The 16,391-nt window shown below is 30.0% G+C and carries 13 protein-coding genes and 2 pseudogenes; 13 read left to right on the top strand and 2 right to left on the bottom strand.

Annotated features, from left to right (window positions below; genetic code table 11):
- Positions 1-5: 5 nt before the first annotated feature.
- Genes JOD41_RS08950 through qatD form a run of 3 tightly spaced genes read left to right on the top strand, consistent with a single transcriptional unit; the run spans position 6 to position 2,780 of the window.
- Positions 6-773, top strand: coding sequence for a hypothetical protein (locus JOD41_RS08950; protein WP_205052535.1), 768 nt, complete (start codon positions 6-8; stop codon positions 771-773).
- Positions 770-2,056: a Qat anti-phage system QueC-like protein QatC gene (gene qatC / locus JOD41_RS08945; RefSeq protein ID WP_205052534.1), complete on the top strand. Its 1,287-nt coding sequence runs from the start codon at positions 770-772 to the stop codon at positions 2,054-2,056. Before JOD41_RS08950 ends, qatC begins: the two co-directional genes overlap by 4 nt.
- The gene (gene qatD / locus JOD41_RS08940) at positions 2,049-2,780 is read left to right on the top strand and encodes a Qat anti-phage system TatD family nuclease QatD (protein ID WP_205052533.1); all 732 of its coding nucleotides are present in this window, start codon (positions 2,049-2,051) and stop codon (positions 2,778-2,780) included. The genes qatC and qatD overlap by 8 nt, the downstream gene beginning before the upstream one ends.
- Positions 2,781-2,796: 16 nt before the next feature.
- Here qatD and JOD41_RS08935 read toward each other — a convergent pair.
- Together JOD41_RS08935 and JOD41_RS08930 are read right to left on the bottom strand one after the other, a co-directional pair.
- Positions 2,797-4,127, bottom strand: a pseudogene (locus tag JOD41_RS08935) (relaxase/mobilization nuclease domain-containing protein).
- Between the two features lies 1 nt (position 4,128).
- Positions 4,129-4,485, bottom strand: coding sequence for a plasmid mobilization protein (locus JOD41_RS08930; RefSeq protein ID WP_023055693.1), 357 nt, complete (start codon positions 4,483-4,485; stop codon positions 4,129-4,131).
- Positions 4,486-4,777: 292 nt separating this feature from the next.
- On the opposite strand from JOD41_RS08930, the gene JOD41_RS08925 reads away from it, so the two are divergent.
- The 10 genes and pseudogenes from JOD41_RS08925 (at position 4,778) to JOD41_RS08885 (ending at position 16,173) form a co-directional block, all read left to right on the top strand.
- Positions 4,778-5,374 carry a TetR/AcrR family transcriptional regulator gene (locus JOD41_RS08925; RefSeq protein WP_205052532.1) on the top strand — a complete coding sequence of 199 codons (597 nt, stop codon included), beginning with the start codon at positions 4,778-4,780 and terminating at the stop codon, positions 5,372-5,374.
- Between the two features lie 4 nt (positions 5,375-5,378).
- Positions 5,379-7,097, top strand: coding sequence for an ABC transporter ATP-binding protein (locus tag JOD41_RS08920; RefSeq protein WP_205052531.1), 1,719 nt, complete (start codon positions 5,379-5,381; stop codon positions 7,095-7,097).
- Positions 7,090-8,826 carry an ABC transporter ATP-binding protein gene (locus JOD41_RS08915; RefSeq protein ID WP_205052530.1) on the top strand — a complete coding sequence of 579 codons (1,737 nt, stop codon included), beginning with the start codon at positions 7,090-7,092 and terminating at the stop codon, positions 8,824-8,826. The genes JOD41_RS08920 and JOD41_RS08915 overlap by 8 nt, the downstream gene beginning before the upstream one ends.
- A gap of 9 nt (positions 8,827-8,835) precedes the next feature.
- Positions 8,836-9,000 (top strand): annotated as a pseudogene (locus JOD41_RS09240) (sigma-70 family RNA polymerase sigma factor); the annotation flags it as partial.
- Positions 9,001-9,228: 228 nt separating this feature from the next.
- Complete coding sequence (locus tag JOD41_RS08910; protein ID WP_205052529.1) at positions 9,229-9,843, top strand: TetR/AcrR family transcriptional regulator; 615 nt, start codon at positions 9,229-9,231, stop codon at positions 9,841-9,843.
- Positions 9,844-9,950: 107 nt separating this feature from the next.
- Positions 9,951-11,720, top strand: a complete 1,770-nt coding sequence (locus tag JOD41_RS08905) for an ABC transporter ATP-binding protein (protein WP_205052528.1) — start codon at positions 9,951-9,953, stop codon at positions 11,718-11,720.
- The gene (locus JOD41_RS08900) at positions 11,717-13,441 is read left to right on the top strand and encodes an ABC transporter ATP-binding protein (RefSeq protein WP_073997703.1); all 1,725 of its coding nucleotides are present in this window, start codon (positions 11,717-11,719) and stop codon (positions 13,439-13,441) included. The genes JOD41_RS08905 and JOD41_RS08900 overlap by 4 nt, the downstream gene beginning before the upstream one ends.
- A gap of 25 nt (positions 13,442-13,466) precedes the next feature.
- On the top strand, positions 13,467-14,057 hold the full coding sequence (locus JOD41_RS08895) for an MptD family putative ECF transporter S component (RefSeq protein WP_002840863.1): 591 nt from the start codon (positions 13,467-13,469) through the stop codon (positions 14,055-14,057).
- Complete coding sequence (locus JOD41_RS08890) at positions 14,057-14,785, top strand: energy-coupling factor transporter transmembrane component T (RefSeq protein WP_073997704.1); 729 nt, start codon at positions 14,057-14,059, stop codon at positions 14,783-14,785. Before JOD41_RS08895 ends, JOD41_RS08890 begins: the two co-directional genes overlap by 1 nt.
- Positions 14,782-16,173, top strand: coding sequence for an ABC transporter ATP-binding protein (locus tag JOD41_RS08885; RefSeq protein WP_073997705.1), 1,392 nt, complete (start codon positions 14,782-14,784; stop codon positions 16,171-16,173). Before JOD41_RS08890 ends, JOD41_RS08885 begins: the two co-directional genes overlap by 4 nt.
- The last annotated feature ends 218 nt before the right edge of the window (positions 16,174-16,391 follow it).

Raw genomic sequence — 16,391 nt, 5'->3', positions numbered from 1 at the left:
TGATTATGGGAACATCAAGTATTTTCAATGGAAGGAATGATAGAAATCCCTTATTGCCAGAAGATTATAACCCTAATCAAGATGAAGGCACTGATGTAACGAAACCAGTCAAATGGAAAACTGTTAAGTCAGATATGTCAAAGTATATCAATAGTGGAGGTACGTACGGTTCTGCAAAGCATATTGCACGCCAGTATGTTAGAGCGGCTGGTGGATCCAGAAACATGACTTCACAGGCATACTCTGGAAGAAAAGCCGGAGGAAATCTTGGGAATCTTTTTAATGGAATTTTTACTAATGGCGTAAAAGTAACATTTAAGAATCTTGGTATTGAATATGAAGGTAAATCTGTAGAGGAGATTTTTTCTGGGTTAGTAGATGTAATTGCACCAAATTCAAGCACTAAAGAAGATATCGTGGCAAAGGAAGCTACACAAGCAGCTCTGTCTAAAGTATTTGATTATGTTGAAAATAATTCGATGGATATAGACTGTCTTAATAATATGTCATTTGAATTAATGCATGAAGCTTTAAAGGAATATGTTGGTGCATATATTTGGATTACTATGATGAAGGATTTAGGCAGTAGGTTAGAAATGTATATAACTAATGCGGATGATTCATATGCTATGGAATGTGAATTTAAAGATATGATTATGGGAATTGTAGATGTTGAGTTTAATAAGCAAGGTAATATAATAAACAAAAATATTTCATCTACAATTAGAGATATGCATGAATGCTGTTTGAAAGTTATGGAGGGAATCTTATGAAAATAGTTTGTCGCATAAATAAAAAAGATACTTTTAAAGTTGATGAACAAGCAACAAATGTTGATTTTTTCGACTTCAATTCTTTTTCGTATACATTTTGGAAGAATAAAAATAAGTTACCTTATTGGTATAGTCAACAAGCGTTAGATTTGCTTTACATTTCTATGGCTGTTTTTTCGGCAGATAGATTATGTTTAAGAAAAAACGCACATGATGGATGGAGTAGAGAGTTTTCGGTATTTATGCCTATTTTAGAATATGATATGTGGCAAAATGCAAAATCAACACTTGAGGAAATGTTGAATTTTTTAAGTGGAGATAAATGGACTTTTATTTTTAGAAGAAGAGAGCAATCTGAAGAGGAAAAGATCAACTACGAAAAATGGGAAAAATCAAAACAAAAAATAAAAAACTATGATAAAATTTGTATGTTTTCAGGTGGAATGGATTCGCTCATTGGTGCAATTGATTTGTTGGAAAGTAATAGTGATAAAACTTTATTTGTGAGTCATTATGGTGGGGGGAAAGGAACAAAGGAATTTCAAGATATTCTTAAAGAAAAGTTTATTAATCAATATTCATTAGAATCAAGAGATTTTCATCAGTATTATGCAAAGGTTGTATCAGGTGTTGAAGACACTACAAGAACACGTTCTTTTATGTTTTTCTCTCATGCATTAGCAGTTGCATCTTGTTTGAGAAAGCAAGTTCATCTGATTATACCAGAGAATGGATTTATTTCACTAAATATTCCTAGTACATTTTCTCGAATAGGTACTAGTAGCACGAGAACAACACACCCGCATTATATGAGTTTGTTTCAAAAGTTGTTAGATTTAATTGAACTCAAAGTAAAGCTAGTTAATCCATATCAATTCAAAACAAAAGGTGAAATGCTATTGGATTGTAAAAATCAGCCTTTTGTTAAAAAAAATTTAGAGAATACAATGTCTTGTTCACATCCAGATAATGGTAGAATGCAAAAGGAAAAGGAAGCTCGACATTGTGGTTACTGTTTGCCTTGTGTAATAAGACAAGCAGCTGTTATGCGTGCAGGTATTGTAGATAAAAGTTCTTATAGGGATAATAAATTCATTGGAGGTAATGTTTCTAGAACCTGTTTAAATTCTTATCGTTTAGGGTTAAGAAAATTTAATCCTAAGTACGCTTTTATGACCATTCAATCTAGTGGAGCAATAAAAGATAATATTGAAGATTATACGAATTTGTATATTAGAGGTATGGAGGAATTAAAAACATATTTGGAGGAATTGGATGACTGATTTTTATATGGATATGCATATGCACTTTGATTTATATAAAAATAAATATGAAGTTTTGAAATATATTGAGGATAAGAAGTCTTATACGATTGCAGTTACTAATTTACCAGATTTATATAAGAAATATTATGCAGAGAACTGGAATTATAAATATATAAGATTAGCATTGGGATTTCATCCAGAACTGGCGGCACAATATAATGACCAAATTAGAACCTTTAAAAAATTCTTTCAAACAACACGTTATATTGGAGAGGTTGGCTTGGATTATTCTGTAAAAAATATTAGAAATATAGAAAAACAAAAAGAAGTATTTAAACAGATTATTGATTTATGTAAGTCTGATAAAAAAAAGATAATAAGTGTTCATACAAGAAAAGCAGAAAGGGACTGCCTAAAGATTCTTGATGGATTTGAGGGAAGAGTAATATTGCATTGGTACACTGGTAATTTAAGAGATTTAAAAATTGCAATATCTAGAGGATATTTTTTCTCTATAAATCAACAGATGATAAAGAGTCAAAACGGAAAAAATATTATTAATATGATTCCGATTGATAGAATAGTCATTGAAAGCGATGCTCCATTCACGGATGGACTTCATACAACTTATAATATCTATTTTATGAATGATATTATTGAATATTTACATATTAGTAAAGAGTTAGATAAACAATTTATTTATGCAAAATTACAAGAGAATTTTAGAAAAATTCTCTTGTAATTTATAATGAAATCAGTTACCTCTCTATCTCCTTACCCATATATTTCTCATAATTTTTTCTGATTTGAAAAAGGTCTTTCATATCGGATTTGGTAGAAGAATACTCTTGCATAAGGGTATTCTTTTTTCTTGCAATTTATCAAGTCTATCTAAAATATCCTTTGAATTTGGCAGCTTTGAATGGGACTTTTTTAGTTCTGAAAGGGCATTTTCGTATAGGGCAATCTGAGCTTTGTACTCTTCAAAAAATGTCTTGTCAGACGGATTTGCCTTATATTCCCTGTAGTACGCGCTGTATTTTTTAACAGTATGAACCTGTTCCATAGTAGCAGAAAGCTCCTGTATTTCCTTATCAATAACCTTGATTTTATCCTGTAAATTTTGCCTTTCATCGGCTGATTTTTGGATGTACTCATCAAGTTGCTTAACGGATTTAATACCTTGTTCTCTGAGAAAGATAACAGACTCAGCCATTGTATTAAGGTTATGTTTGGTTGCCCAATATCCATAGCCTTTGCTTTCTTTTACCTTCACATTAGTGTTCATATCAATAACATTGCCAATGCGTTTTTTGACAGTAGGGGTTTTAATAGACGATATTTCTGCAATGCGTTCTTTTAACCTTTCTTCGGTATAATCTTCTCCGATTGTTTTAGATCTTGTAAATCTCGGCTTATCTTTCGGTTTAAAAGCAATGTGTTTGCCATACTTAATTTCATAGCCAAGATCAGCTATTTTCTTTAGAAAATCGTCCCAATCCTTAGACTATTTTATCAAATGATAAATGTCAAATTGAAGTCTGTTTTTCCAAGAAGTACATGTATTAAATTGCTCATATTCGTACCAAGATTTACCAGCAGTTTTATATTTTCTTTTGTAAGCTTCATAATATTCATCAATGACTGAGAGCTTATTTTCTTTACATAATTCGTCACTTTGAAATCTGATTTTATGATAAGATTTTTTATTAGATTGGTAGCATTTGCCAGTCTTGTAATTAACATTATTAAAAATAATATGGTTATGGATATGCCCTCTATCTATATGAGTTGCGAGAACAAATTCATAATCTTCTTTTAAAATTTTCTTACATAATTCCATTCCTATCTCGTGAGCTTTTATAGGATTAACCTCTCCTGGTAGAAAAGATTGGATCAAATGTCTAGCCAAAACTGTACCTTTAGTATCATTGTCTTCAAGTGTTTTCATAAATTGAATATGAGCAGTAGATGGATGACAATTAAATGAAGATACCAAGACTTTTTCATCAGTTTTTTCGCTCTTAGTAATGTAATCTATTGCCAAATTTAGAGTTGATTTTATAGGATATATTTTTGTAATTGCCATACTAATCACCAGAACTTTCTTTTGATTTGTTAAGAAGTAGGGAATGGATCTGCCATATTTCTTTTGATAATTTTTCTATCTGATTATTCATAGATTCAATTTCATTCTTGTAAATAACACCAGTTGTATTAGTTGCTTTTGCAATCTGGTTTATATTATTCGTAGCATTTGAGAGTAACCATTGCAGGTTTCTAAATGGTTCTAAATCTACTACATAAATTTCTTTTTCTAATACACATTTCCTAAGAAAGTGGGACATTGTTTTGCAATTAGCAAGTTTCATTTTCTTTTCAAAAACTTCCTTTTCTTCTTTAGTTACTTTTATTTCTATTCTTTCATTTCTAAATCTATTTGCCATTTTATTCTCCTTTATAAAATATATTTCGGGGTCTTAGGGTTCTCCCTAACAAGGTAAAAATTAAAAAAATGGAGCATGCCATAAAGGTCTGCTCCATTAATTTTTTCGTAAGTGTCCGTACACTTACTGTGCTTGCTATTAAAGTTATAAGCGTTAAGCGTTTATTAGGTTTTATTAATTATACCGCATTTAAAAAAATTAATAAAGAAGTATAAGCGAAGCTATTGACAATGATTATCAGTTCTGATACAATAATACCGACAAGAGTGTCGGTTTGGAGGTTATTTATGAAATGAAAATGGAAGCTGATGAAAGAAAAAAGCAGATTAGACAAGCAGCTATTAAAGTCTTTTTGGATAAGGGATTTAGAAATACAGTTATGAATGACATTATGGAAGCTACTGGGCTTTCTAGAGGTGGCTTGTATCATCATTATGGTTCTACGCATGAAATCTTATACGACATTATGATGGAAGGTAATTTAAATAGAAAAGATATTGTTCAAAAATCAAGTTATGATGAAGGATTAATATTAACTCCACAGTTGTTTTCAAGAATGATTATAGACAAGATACTTGCAGATAATGATTATGTAAAGCTTTATGTTATGTTTTTATGTGAGTTAAAAGAAAATGATGATTTGAAAAAACTATATGTGAAAATAAAAAAAGAGTCCATACAAGTATTTAAAGAATTGTTTTCTACTTTGTTTAACGAGTTACCTTCTGATGAAACATTTGAATTTATGATTAATATTATGAATTCTGGATTGATGGCTTGCGAAATTTTGAATGCACGTGAGAATTTTGTAAAAAATAAGATATATCTAACTGAAATGATAGAGACTTATTTTACAAATGTAATGAAAAAAGATGATGAAAGGAGTTGAATTTATGGATCTATTAAAAAATTACATTAAGAGAAATAAAGCACCATATTTTATTTCTGTCTTGTTTGCAATACTTGGAGTAATTTCAAATCTTTTTGTATATATTATTCTAAGTAAGATGATTATATCATTAATTGATGGTAGCCAAGATTTTTATTACTATATAAATAAAATTTTCTTTATACTTTCATGTCTTATAATCAAAGAAGTGTTTATGTTTTTGTCAACAATGATTTCTCATAAAACAGCCTATAAAATAATACGAGATATAAGAAAAAGCCTTATGGAAAAATTATTTAATATGCCATTAGGAGATATATTGAATGAATCTACTGGTAAGTTAAAAGACATAATTGTAAATCAAGTCGATAATACTGAAACAACATTGGCTCATATGATACCTGAGATGACAGCTAATTTAGTCGGACCTATAATATTATTTGTTTACATGTTAATTTTAGATTATAGACTAAGTTTAATATCTTTAATTCCATTAGTTATTGGTGGATTTTTTATGACAGGGCCGATGAAAAGAATGAAGGTAAAGTTTCCACAAGCAGTTAAAATTGGCCAAGATATGAATAATTCCGTGGTTGAATATATAAATGGAATAGAGGTTATTAAAACATTTAATCAAGGCGAAAAATCTTATAGAAAATACAGGGACAATGTGTATAAAAAGGCAAATTACTATTATGATTGGATGGGAGAAAATACAAGAGACTATACGATAAGTATGTCTATTGCTCCAGTTGGTATTTTGACAATTATACCATTTGGTTTATATTTCTGTATGAATGGTTCACTAGATGGTGGCGTATTTTTAACATTAATAATTCTTTCCTTTGGTACTATCCAAAATATTATGAGAGTAATGACTTTTGAAGATGATATTGGAAGAATGTCAACTATTTTTGAAGAGATTAAAAATATACTTTCTGCGAGAGAATTATCTCATAAAAATGCAAATCTGGATATAAAAAATTATAATATAGAGATTAAAAACGTAGATTTTTCTTATGAAAAAGATAAGCAAGTACTAAATAATATAAATATAAATATAGAAGAAGGAAGTGTGAATGCTTTAGTAGGCGAATCGGGTTCGGGAAAGTCGACTATTGCAAAACTAATTTCAGGATTTTGGGACGTAGATAGTGGTTCTATAAGTATAGGAAATGTAAATATTAAAGATATGTCCCTTGAAAAGCTATCTACTATTATTTCCTATGTAGCACAAGATAATTTTCTTTTTGATATGTCAATTAAAGATAACATCAGAATAGGAAATAAAAATGCTAGTGATGAGGAAATAATTGAAGTATGTAAGAAAGCAGCCTGCCATGATTTTATAATGAAGTTGTCAGATGGATATGATACAAGAGTAGGAGAAGCTGGTAAACATTTATCTGGAGGAGAAAGGCAAAGAATATCAATTGCAAGAGCCATGATAAAAAATGCTCCAATAGTTATTTTAGACGAGGCTACCTCTTATATCGACCCTGAAAATGAAGCTTTGATTCAAGATGCAATATCAGAGCTTGTCAAAGGAAAAACTCTAATTATAATTGCCCATCGTTTAAAGACAATAACAGATGTAGATAATATATTTGTAATTAAAAATGGAGAACTTGCATGTAAAGGAAGTCATGAAGAGCTTTTGAAGGAATCAAAAGATTATCACAATCTTTGGGAAACTGCCTTGAAAGGAGAAGAAAATGCTTAGTGTTTTTAAAAAAATATGGAATTTTTCTATTGAAGAACAAGTGTATCTAAAAAAATCAATCTTTGCTAATTTTTTCGGTTCTATTTTTAATGCTCTACAATTTGCAGCAATTTATTATGCGATTTTTGGGATAGTAAACAAGGATATAAGCTTCAAAACAATAGGAATATCAAGTTTATTTTTATTAATTAGTATAGCAGGAGTAATTATTTCAAAAAATTCCTCTATGCTCAAACAAACACATGCCGGATATTTTATGGCTGGACACAAGAGAATTGAATTAGGTGAAAAAATAAAAAAAGTTCCCATGGGATTCTTCTCAAGTTTAAGTTTAGGAAATTTAACAACTATTGCGACTACTAACTTAGATAATGTAGAGACTTGGGTTCCAACTTTGTGTATTATGGTTTTCGGTGGCATGCTTAATGCTATTGTTTTTATCTTATCCTTATTTTTGTTTTCTTATAAGGTAGGTATTGTAGCAATAGTTGGGTCTATTGTATTTTTATTGATTGTTGCTCGTATGCAAAAAAGGTCCAGTAAAAATGCAGATAAGATTCATGAGATTCAGGTATCACTTACCAAAGAAGTCTTATCAACATTGCAAGGAATGCAAATTATAAAATCATACAATCTAAGAGGAAGTAACAATAAAAAACTTGATAAAAGCTTTGATGGTGCAAGTAAATATTCTTTTGATTTAGAAAAAACTATAATGCCATATAGTTTATTAGCTAAAATAATAATAGCTATAACAATTTGTTTGATGTTATTTATATCAATAAACTTATATTTTGTTGAAAACAGTCAAATAGTCAATACTATTATGATACTTATAGCAAGTTTTGTAATATTTGATGGGCTTATAACATCTGGCTCTGCTATGGCTATGCTAAGAATGGTTGAGAATGCAATAGATTCTTATTCTTATGTAAATGATATGGAAGATATGAAAGAAGGAAGTATTACAGAGCCAATAAAAAATCATGATATTGTATTTAAAAATGTCAGCTTTTCCTATGATGATAGACCAATTTTAAAAAATGTATCAGCAGAGATAAAAGAAAATACTATGACTGCTATTGTTGGACCATCTGGATCTGGTAAGACAACATTTTGTAATCTTATTGCAAGATTTTGGGATGTAAAATCTGGCGAAATTTTAATAGGTGGAAAAAATATTAAGGATTATAAGATAGAAAATCTTATGAATTCTATTTCCATGGTATTTCAAGATGTATATCTATTTGAAGATACAATTGAAAACAATATAAAATTTGGAAAACAAAATGCGAGCCATGAAGAAGTAGTTCAAGCTGCTAAAAAAGCAAGGTGTCATGAATTTATAGAAGCTTTACCAGATGGATATAACACTATCATTGGGGAAGGTGGAGCAAGTCTATCTGGTGGAGAAAAACAAAGAATCTCCATAGCCAGAGCCATGCTAAAAGACGCGGACATCATAATCTTTGATGAAGCAACAGCAAATATAGACCCGGAAAATGAAGATAAGCTTAAAGAAGCAATAGAATCATTAACAAAAAATAAGACAGTAATAATGATTGCTCATAGACTAAAGACAATTAGAAATGCTGACCAGATTTTAGTCTTAAAAGATGGAGAAATAGTAGAACGTGGTAATCATGAAGAACTGATTAAAAATAATGGACTTTATTCTGACCTTATAAATGCAAAAACTAAGGCGGAATCATGGAAATTAAATAATTGATAGGAAGAAATATTTAAAGTCTCTGAACATGAAAAATATTTAGAGCAGGTGGACAAGAAAAACCACTTGCTCTTTTTTTCGTTCCTAAATCAATATGGGAATTTTGAAGATAATCTAGAAGATAAAAATGTTGATGTAGAAAAAGTTGTAGCTACACCAATGATGATTGAAGCATAAAAAATGTATCAACCATTACCCTTTAAACAGGATTTAGGTTGATACACAAAATTATTTACAGACCCTGTTATTGTGTAATTAAGACTATAAGCGTTAAGCGTGCTTATTTATAGTAAATAAAATTATACCATACTCAGAATATAATTTCAGGGCACTATTGACAAAAGTATAAGAAAATGATAATCTTTATTAAAGAACGAGTGTCGGTCAATAGGTGGTGAGGTTTTGGCAAAGAGAAATGTAAAAGATCCAGAAGAAAGAAAACAGGAGCTTATAAATATAGCATCCAGACTTTTTGAAAAGTATGGGTATGAAAAAGTTTCTGTGCGAGATATTCTCGCAGAAGTTAACGGTGCACCTGGAATGTTTTATTATTACTTCAAATCAAAAGAAGATATTTTTTTGGCGTGTATGGAAACATATTTTGAAGAAAAACTAAAAAATAAGTTGGATATACTTCAAAATAAGGAAATGGATTACGAAGAAAGAATAAAAATTGTAAGAGAACTTATAGTAAAAGATATCGGTCAATTTACAACAAGATATAATTTTTCGAAAGAGAATTCAATTACAGATAACTCTTACAGGCTATGGGAATTAATTCATTACATTGGAAAATTTATAGATGTCTATTCAGAGTTTATAATTGAAGGAATTGAAAATAAAAAAATAGAAAATAATATGGGAATAAACAGAGAAAATGTGAGAAGTTTTGCAGCTTTTATTTTATACGGAGCTGTCGGAACAATATATAACGACTATATTATTAAGGGAGAAAACAAAACAAATTCAAGTGATGCCTTTGGAATAATAAGTGAGCTATTTCAAAGACCTCATTAGAGAAAAATAAAATATAAGTATTTTACAAGGAAAACATCAACGGTGTTTTCCTTGTATTAGTTTTAAGGTAAATGAACGAACTCGTTCGGTAAGGAGGCATGTTTTAGATGAAAAAGAAGAAATCAATCAAAGATATTATTTCCTACAGTGAAATAAAAAAAGGACAACTTGTAGGAGGAATATTATTTGTTAGTCTTGGGATGCTATTAAGTATTTGTCCAATTTTGGTGATATACAAAGTCATAAAATCTCTATTTTTATATGGAAAATTAGAACAAAGTACAATACAGTTCTGCATCTATGGACTTGCAGCAGTGGTATTGTCATATTGCTTAACTTACATTGGCGGTATTTTATGCCATAAGTTTTCATATGTTTTAATAGCTAACTTAAAAAAGAAGATATTATTTCATATTGGGAATCTTCCTTTAGGTTTTTTTACCGGCGACAACAAGTCAAAAATAAGGCAAGTATTAGGATCGGACATGAATCAAATTGAGGGTTATTTTTCTCATCAATTACCAAATCTAATTTCAACTTTAGCACTAATTTTAGCAATGATAATTGTTATGTTAAAGATAAATTTAATATTAGGTCTTACGACTTTGTTAATTATATTTGTTGGTTTAGGAATTCAGATTGCAATCATGGCAAAGATTATAAAGTCGGGTGGACTTGAGAAGAACTTTGCGATTTTGGATCAAATTAATTCAGCAACTACTGAATACGTTAAAGGTATGCCGGAAGTGAAAATATTTGGAACAGGAGCAAAATCATTTAAAACTTTTTCAAAGTCAGTAGGAGAATATAGAGACTTTACAAGTTCGATGACATCAATGATAAGACCAGGATTTGTTTCATTTAGAATGTTTATTTTATCTGTTGCTACATTCATAGTTCCTTTAGGAATATTTTTAATGTCACGAAATAATAACTTGGATTTTGCTACAGTTTTTATTTTCTATTTGATTCTTGTACCCGCCATTAGCGTACCTGCATTAAAACTTAGAGATTTTGCAGAAGGAATGAATTTACTAAATGAAGTTGTTTTGAGAATCTACGAAATTATAGATCAAAAAGAATTGGCAATTGAAAATAGCGAGGAAGAGATAAAAGGTCATGATCTTGAATTTGAGAATGTAAGCTTTTCTTATGGAAATGAAGAGGTTTTAAAGAATATAAGCTTCTGTGCTAAACAAGGAGAAGTTACAGCATTAGTTGGCTATTCAGGAGCAGGTAAATCTACCATTGGAACGCTAATACCGAGATTTTACGATCCTTCAGAAGGCTCTATTAAAATTGGTGGGGTTAATATAAAAAATATTCCTATAAACGTCTTAATGGACAAGATAGCATTCGTTTTTCAAGACAGCGATCTTATTACAGATACAGTATTCAATAATGTTGCTATGGCAAAGACAGGTTCTACAAAAGAAGATGTTATAAAAGCCTGCAAAAAAGCAAGATGTCATGATTTTATTGTAAAACTTCCTGATGGGTATGACACTGTTTTGGGTAAAGGGACTTATTTATCTGGAGGAGAGAAACAACGTATTGCTGTAGCAAGAGCGATTTTAAAGAATGCACCAATATTAGTATTAGACGAGGCAACAAGTTTTGCAGACTCTGAAAATGAATATCTTATGCAGGAAGCTTTATCTGAATTGGTTAAGGATAAGACGGTTATCATGATTGCTCATAGGTTAAATACCATAGAGCATGCAAATCAAATTTTAGTAATATCTGATGGAAAAATTGCAGAAAGAGGTAAGCATGAAGATTTAATCGTTGCAGATGGAATATATAAGCGACTCTTTGATATTTATAAGAAGACAAATATTTGGCAAATGGACATAGAAGGGAGTGAGAATGAATGATAAGAAATATTACATTAGGAAAGATGAATAATATAAGAAAATCAATTATTTTAAATGTTTTGGCATCTATTTCCAACCTTATACCATTTATTGCTTTGGCGAAAATTGTAGAAACACTATTTTTAAATAGAGGTTCAGATAGTATAGATACGAGCCTTTTATGGAAGTATTTTGGGATAATGGCAGTATTTTTCTTAATAACATTCTTATTGGAAAATTTAGCCACAAAATATACCTATGAACTTGGATACAAGACAAGTGCAGATGGAAGAATAGAGCTTGCAGACCACATAAGAAAACTGCCAATAGGTTATATTTCAGGGAAAAGTTCAGCAGAGATCTTAGATACATTAATGAATGATTTTTTCAAAGTTGAAACGGCAGTAACTCATCAATTACCTCAATTTTTCAGTGGTATATGTGTAGCGGTTCTTTGCTCAATATTATTTTTGATAATTAATGTAAAAATGGGAATAGCAACTCTTATTGGACTACCTATTTCTGTTCTACTTCTTACACTCATGCAAAACTTTCAGAAAAAAATTTATTTGAAAACAAAGAAAATGAGGATAAAAGAGGAAGAAGATATAAACGAATATTTGGATGCCATTAAGACTCTAAAAGCTTATAACAGCTTAGATGATACATTAATAAAACTTGAAGAAGATATAGATAACTCAAGAAATGCAAATATTAAGAGTGAGAAAGGGGTTGGTTCATTAACTACTATAGCAAGTATGATTTTAAGAATAGGACTTCCTTTGATGAGTTTAGTTGGTTCCTATTTATTTATAAATGGATCTTTGGAAATTGATACATTTTTAATGTTCTTATTTGTAGGCACAAGGATTTTTGATCCCTTGGAGCTTGCACTTGTAAATTATACAGGTCTACAAATGGCATCAGTTTCAGGAGAGAGAATCATTAACTTACTTAACGCTAAACCTATGTCAGGAAATTCCGATGTAAACGAAAGCAACAAAATTGAAATCTGCGATGTTTCATTTTCTTACAAGGAATCTAAGGTTATCGATAATGTTTCATTAGACATTAATGAAAATGAATTAACTGCTTTTGTTGGTTACTCTGGCTCTGGAAAATCTACACTAATTAAATTAATTTCCAGATTTTATGATCCTAATGAAGGGACAATTAAAATTGGTGGAGTAGATTTGCTAACAGCCGACCCTGATAAATTAATGGATAAATTTTCTGTTGTTTTTCAAGATGTGTATCTTTTTAAAGACACAATTTATAACAACATAAAATTTGGAAATGAAGATGCAAGTAAAGATGAAATCATGAATGCTGCAAAAATGGCAGGAGCTTATGACTTTATAGTCAAAAAAGATGATGGATTTGACACTATGATTGGACAAGGAGGAGCGACTCTGTCTGGAGGTGAGAAACAAAGAATATCAATAGCGAGAGCAATATTAAAAAATGCACCAATAATACTACTTGATGAAGCAACATCTTCACTTGATCCTGAAAATGAACTTATTATACAGGAAGCAATATCAAATTTAATTAAAAATAAAACAGTTGTGGTTGTAGCTCATAAATTAAGGAGCGTAATGGGAGCTGATAAAATTGTTGTTTTAAACAAAGGAAAGGTAGAGGAAGTTGGGAAGCATGAAGAACTTATAAAAAATGAAGGACTATATAAAGACTTATGGAATTATCAAGAAAAGTCTAAAGAATGGAAGATTGTACAGTAACAATCAATTTTAAAGGAGGAAACTTATGAAAACACAAAAGAAATCATCAAAAAATGCAGTTACAGCTGGTGTTTTAATTGCACTTTACTTTGTAACATATGCAGTTATTGGGGTAATATCTATGCCTGTCCCTGTTTTGTTTTTACTAATGCCTATGCTTGTAGCACTACTTGCTGCACCAACCTATCATATGCTTCTTGCAAAAACAAAGTCAGCCACTGCTATTGTAATCGCAGCTATATTACCAAGTATTTTATTAGTTGCAACTGGACATATTCCAATTGCACCATTAGTGGCAGTGCCTGCCGGAATAATTGCTATGTTCATAGCAAAAGGTGGGAATTATACAGACTTTAAGAAAAATACAATTAGTCATATGTTTTTTTCTCTAAACTTATTTGGAGGATTTTTACCAATTTGGGTTATGAGAGAAGCATTTTTTGAAAGTGTAATAAAAGGTGGCTTAGATCAAAGCTTTTGTAACACAGTAAGGGCATGGACACCGATATGGATGTTACCAGTTATGATTATAGGAACATTTATATTCTCTTTGATTGGTTCTTATTTTACAAAAAAAATATTAAATAAAAAGTTGGAATCCGCAGGAGTTTTATAATGGAAAATTCAAAGTTTGTTCTGGGGTCAAAATATGACCTCCGAACAAAACTTATCTTGCTTATAGGTGCGAATATTTTAATTTTTTTAGGGTTTGATTGGATTTATCAAAGCCTTATTACATTATTTTTCCTTGTCATCATTATTAGCGATGGTTATAAAAAATCCGCTATAAGGTATATTTTATTTTTTGTAATAAGTGTAGTATTGGAAAAATCTTTAGACTATTTTAGTATGAATTTTCTTTTGAATTTAATTTTATTTATCTTGGCAATTGGAAGAAAATTTCTGCCATGTATTATCGTGGGTAAATGGATTTTAAATTCAACATCTGTTTCCAGTGCAGTGGCAACTTTACAAAAAATAAAACTTTCAAAAGACTCCCTCATAATGATTTCTGTAATATTTAGATGTTTGCCTACTATTAAAGACGAATGGAGCCATATAAATATGGCGATGAAAACTCGAGGTATTAATTTTAACTTAATAAATTTAACAAGAAAACCAACATTAATTATGGAATATTTTTTTGTACCATTATTCGTAAGTGTAATAGAAATTGGGGATGAGCTCTCTCAATCAGCCATTATAAGGGGACTCGATGCTCCTGTTAACAAAACAAGTAGACACCTAATTAAGTTTAGAAAAAATGATATTGGTGTTCTAATTCTTATGATTTTAATTTTATCAATAGTAATATTTATGAAAGTATCAGGGTGGGAATTATGATTGAAATTAGAGAATTAAGTTTTAAGTATAAGGGAGGATCTGATTACTCATTAAAAGATATAAATTTGGAAATCAAAAAAGGGGAATGCATTCTTCTGTGTGGTAGGAGTGGTTGTGGAAAGTCCACTCTATTAAAGCTTATGAATGGCATAATACCTGAGTTTTATGATGGGGACATTTCTGGCAGCGTTATGGTCAATGGTATGAATACATTTACCACACCAATTTATAAATTATCTAATAATGTAGGCTCGGTTTTTCAAAATCCTAAAACACAGTTTTATACAACCAATACAACCGATGAAATTGCTTTTGGTTTAGAAAATTACGGAATAGAAAGAGAAGTAATTAACAAAAGGATTGAAGAAGTTGAAAAAGAGCTTCATCTTGAAAACTTGATGAATAAAAATATATTCAATCTTTCTGGAGGAGAGAAGCAGAAGATTGCTATAGCAAGCATTTACGCATTAAACCCTGAGATATTTATTCTTGATGAACCATCTTCAAGCTTAGACATAAAGTCAATGAAAGAATTATCGCTTACAATAAAAAAGCTTAAATCTTTAGGAAAAACTATTATTATTGCAGAACATAGGTTGTGGTATTTAAAAGACATTGTTGATAGAGCAATATACTTAGAGGATGGAAAAATCATCAGAGAATATAGTATGGACGAAATTGAAAATCTAAGTGAAGATGAACGAATGAGAACAGGACTTAGGCATTCTGATTATAAAGCTATTGAAAGATTTGATGATTTTGAAACTTCAAATAAAGGGACTGTATTAGAGTTAAAAAATCTGATATTCAAAAGAAATACCAAAATAATTTTGTCCATTGAGGATCTTAAATTTTGCTATGGGAATATTATTGGGATTGTTGGAGAAAATGGAATTGGGAAGTCTACATTAGCAAAAATCATATGTGGCTTATACAAAGAAAATAAAGGTAAAATTTTAAAATATGATGAGAATTTAAATATAAAAGGTAGGCTAAATGAGAGCCTGCTTATTATGCAGGAAGTGAACTGTCAGTTATTCACAGATAGCGTTAAAGATGAAATAGTATTAACATCAAATATTAAAGATGATTATGTTTTAGATAGTTGGCTAAAAGATATGGAATTGAAAAATATCAGTGATAGGAATCCTCACACCTTGTCAGGAGGACAAAAACAGAGAGTAATTATCTTATCCGCTTTACTATCCGACAAGAAAATTCTATTTTTCGATGAACCAACCAGTGGATTAGACTATAGAAATATGAAAATAGTAGCTAAAAACATAAAGAAAGTAAAAGAAGAAGATAAGTTGATTTTAATAATATCACATGATGTTGAGTTTTTAGAGTCAGTTTGTGATAAAGTGATTGATTTTACTTACTTATGAAAATGCATACATTAGTAAATTACAAGAGGGACACATGATAAATAAGCAAGAAAAACGAGAAGTCGTAAATAGTATTTTTCATGATACTCCATAATATAAACTTTATAATATTTTTTTATTTTTGAGGATTTATGCCTAATAGCATAAGTCCTCATTTTTTATATTCAAATTAATTATTAAAACTCAAAAATACTATAAAAAAATAAAAATTCTGGTTA

Origin of the sequence: Peptoniphilus gorbachii (assembly GCF_016908115.1) — a bacterium.
GTDB classification, from domain to species: Bacteria; Bacillota; Clostridia; order Tissierellales; family Peptoniphilaceae; genus Peptoniphilus_A; species Peptoniphilus_A gorbachii.
This window is presented reverse-complemented; position numbering and strand designations above follow the sequence as displayed.